The organism is Pseudomonas sp. RL_105y_Pfl2_101, from assembly GCF_963970585.1.
Classification (GTDB): Bacteria; Pseudomonadota; Gammaproteobacteria; order Pseudomonadales; family Pseudomonadaceae; genus Aquipseudomonas.
The window spans coordinates 1-3,468 of record NZ_CAXAPG010000084.1; the positions used below are offsets into that span (position 1 = coordinate 1).

3 protein-coding genes are annotated in these 3,468 nt (G+C 62.6%); all 3 read right to left on the minus strand.

Features of this window, described 5'->3' with window-relative positions; translation table 11 throughout:
* The coding region (locus tag AACY31_RS28305) for an ImcF-related family protein (protein ID WP_339505585.1) at positions 1-1,732 on the minus strand (1,732 nt) is incomplete at its 3' end.
* A 9-nt stretch (positions 1,733-1,741) separates the two neighbouring features.
* Positions 1,742-2,797, minus strand: coding sequence for a hypothetical protein (locus AACY31_RS28310; protein ID WP_339483761.1), 1,056 nt, complete (start codon positions 2,795-2,797; stop codon positions 1,742-1,744).
* Positions 2,798-2,976: 179 nt separating this feature from the next.
* Positions 2,977-3,258, minus strand: a complete 282-nt coding sequence (locus AACY31_RS28315; RefSeq protein WP_339483760.1) for a PAAR domain-containing protein — start codon at positions 3,256-3,258, stop codon at positions 2,977-2,979.
* Between the last annotated feature and the right edge of the window lie 210 nt (positions 3,259-3,468).

The window sequence follows — 3,468 nt, forward strand, 5'->3', positions numbered from 1 at the left end:
GGCTGGCCTCGGCGTTGCGTTGGCCCATCTGATCGAGCAACACCTGGCGCACCTGCGCCACCAAGCGAGAATCGGCCTCGATGCGCCAGTCCGGGTGCGCGGGCAATTGCTCGGCGTAGAACTGCCACAGGTTAGGTGCATAGGTTTGCCAGAGGCCGGGGGCGATGCCGTCACGCGCGGGGTCGGCATGGCCCAGGGTCTTGACCAACAGGTGCGCCTCGGCTTTTTCCGGGCGCGCCATCATCAGGTACGCCTTGAGCTGATCGTAGGCGTCACGAGTGCGCTCGGCCCGTTCGGGGCTGCCTGGCGCGAGCTGGACCAGGGCGTTCAGTTGCTCGCGCAACCGCGCTGCCGCCGGGTCGCGGATCAGGCGGTTGTTGGCCTCGACATAACGTGGCCACAGCAGCTCAAGCAATGTTTCATTGCGGTTCAAGCCAAAGCGTTGCTGCCACGGCGCGCCGTGCACGACGCGGTGATCCAGGCGCGCCAACTCGCGGGCGAGTTCGTTCAGCGCGAGCAGTTGTTCTTCTTGCGTTGATGACGCTTGCAAGGCCGTCAACAGCGACTGCACCTGGACGATCTGCGCCCGGTTGCTCACGAAGGACAGCACCGTCCCCGCGATGCCCACCAATGCCAGGCCCATGAACAACGCGTAAGCGATTCGCGGTACGCCCCAGCCCAGGCGAGCGCCAACCGCCTTGTCGCGCTGCACGCCGTGCCACGCCGGGTCCGGCCACCAGAAGTGCAGGTTTTCACTGCTGTGCGTCACGGACAGCGGCAGGCTGAACCACAGCCCGCGCAGCAGCACCCCCGGGTTCAAGCCACCCCACAACGGCGCCAGCGCCTGACGCCAATGGGCAATACCCTCGACCTTCAGATCCCGGGACAGGCGCAGCAGGAAATCGTGGTGCATCTGCTTGTTGACCTGCATCTGCTCCAACCCCTCATGACGCAAGGGGCCGAGCAGGTTGCGCAGGCTCGTCTCCAACATCGGCGCCGTGACCCGCGCCGGCAACAAACAGCCCACGGGCTGGGTCTCGCGCTTGTCTTGCGGCCAGGCGCTTTCGCAAACCTGCCACACATGCAGGGGCAACTGCCGGCGCACCCGCCGCGCCAGGTCGTGCAAGTGACGCATGGCCTTGGCCATCGCCGCGTCGTCGGTGCTTTGCGGTTTGTCCAGCGCCCAGACCACCCCATCGAACGCCCGCCCACGGCGTAGGGTGAGCCATTGGTTCAGCAGTGGGGTTTCCAACGTTTCTTGAAGGCCGCCGCCCCATAGGAGCACGGTGCGCTCGCCTTCGAGCCATTTCTTTTTTTCCAGCTCCGGGGCGATGGCAGTGATTTGGGTGGGTTCGCCGACGAGGAGCAGGAGGCGGACTTTGTGGCGCCAGAGGGGGCCGTATTGGAAGCGCAGGTGTTCGCGCAGTCCGATCGATGCTTCTTCGTTTACCGAGTGGGGTTCGACCTTATCGACAGTCGGGCCATTGACCGTCTGATACGTTCGATAAGCCGAACGTCCCATCACATTGCCTAGAAAATGGAAGCCACCCAGGAACAACACCGATAGCAGGGCCATTGCGGATATGCCCAGCAACCCGAGCGCCTGATGGTCGCTGCCAGCCTGAATGCCCAGCCATTGGGGGTAACGCCACACCATGGCGCCCATGATCGCGTTGATCAGCAACAGACCACTGGCCACCGCCCACACGACTATGAAACTTCGCAGCTGCATTCGAATGTCCTATTCCGATAATGAAGGCGCAGGCGTTAACGCCATGCTCCAAAGCCTGGCGTCAGCGCAACCGTTGCCGCTAAAAATAAACTGCGGCCCCGCGCCAACCTGGATAGCTTGCGTCGCCGCGACAATCGCCAGCCATGGCGAGGCTTTGCCTGGGTTTCCCAGCACTCCGTCCAAATCACGAAGCCCTTGTTCATGCTGCATCGGTATCGATAGTTGGGTTGAAACGCTGGTCAGGGCTGCATGACGTTGTGCATTCACACCTGCTAGCCAGACATGCCGGATCGACTCAGCCTCCAACGGTACCCAGGCAAGCGCCTGCGTCGCGGCATCACGCAACGCGTCGGGACACGGTCGCCGCTCCTGTTCCGGGCGATGAAGAAACGCAATCGGCGCCAAGGGGGGGTGCGTCTGGGGATTGCCCAGGAGCAAACCGGCGACCACTTCCGCCGTGCCTTCAGGCTGTTGCGGCGCGAACTGCAACGCGATGACCAGCAGCACGGCCCGATCATCGAAGCGCTGATCGAGCCAATGGTCCAGCGCATCCAAACCATCGCCTTCGAGGGAGACCGGCACCTGGCGGATGGCGGACGCTTGCCATGCCTGCTCCCATGTCCGATCCCACACTGGGCCCGACAAGCCGCTATCGCCCTCCAGCAATAACGCCAGCGGTGTATGGGCAGGCAGTTGCGCCAAGGTGGGGGCCAGCTCGCCAAGCAACTGTTGCAACGTACGCAGCAACGCCGGTTCGAGCTCTTCAGTCGCATCGCCCGGTAGACGGCTGTGGCATGACGACGACGAGGCGAGCCTCGAAGGTTGCACCCTCTGCACCTTGATGCCGCTCTGCAAAGCCTCCAGTTGTACGGCCGGTTCTTCGCCTGGGACGCGCAGGGCGGTGTGCAGGTCGACATTCAACACCCGCAGAAAACGGCGTCCTTGACGGGTTTTCTGGAACAAATCCTCTTCGCGTGCCTGATCCCAACCATCGGCCACCGCTCGCTCACCGAGATACAGCAACGCCCGCCCGAACCCCAGGGCACACCACCCCAGGAAGGGCACGCCCAAGGTCAGGCTCCAGAAAACCTCAGGCCTCTGGTGTAACGCTTCGGGAGCGAACGACAACATGCCCCCAGCGCCCAACAGCAAACAAAACGCCAATAACCCGAGCCACCGCCAGGCGCGGGGTCGCACAGGCCTGGGCGCCAAGGCCGGGATGTCATCCATTCGCACCGGCATGATCAACGTGCCCTCGCGCCAGGCATCGACGAAATCAGTGCACAGCCACAGGCGCAACGATGACCGTCAAAAGCCACCGGCACGCCATTGTCCTTGAACGTAGGGTGGCCTTCGGCGATGACCGTCCGGCCATGACCTGGAATCGGGCAGTCCACTGGATCGCCTTCCCGAGCGACCCCGATATTGCCGAATTTCATGACGGTTGAGCCCGACTGGACGGAACCACCTCCGGTTGTTTTGTCGCCGATGCGGATGATATTTTTCATGCCGTTTTCCTTGTTCAAAAACGCCCGTCCATGGGCAAAGTTCGGCACAGTCCAATTGACTGATGCCTTTTAGGTCTCAACCACAAACAGCGTTTGCTAGGTCATCCGTAAAATATCCAATCCACCTTTTCTGGGCCGACTGTCACCCGGTCAGGGAGCAGGAATCGGTACTCACGATGACGCACGTTCAGCGTCGGCAGGGCCTGGCCCTCTTCGAAGCGGCGGATG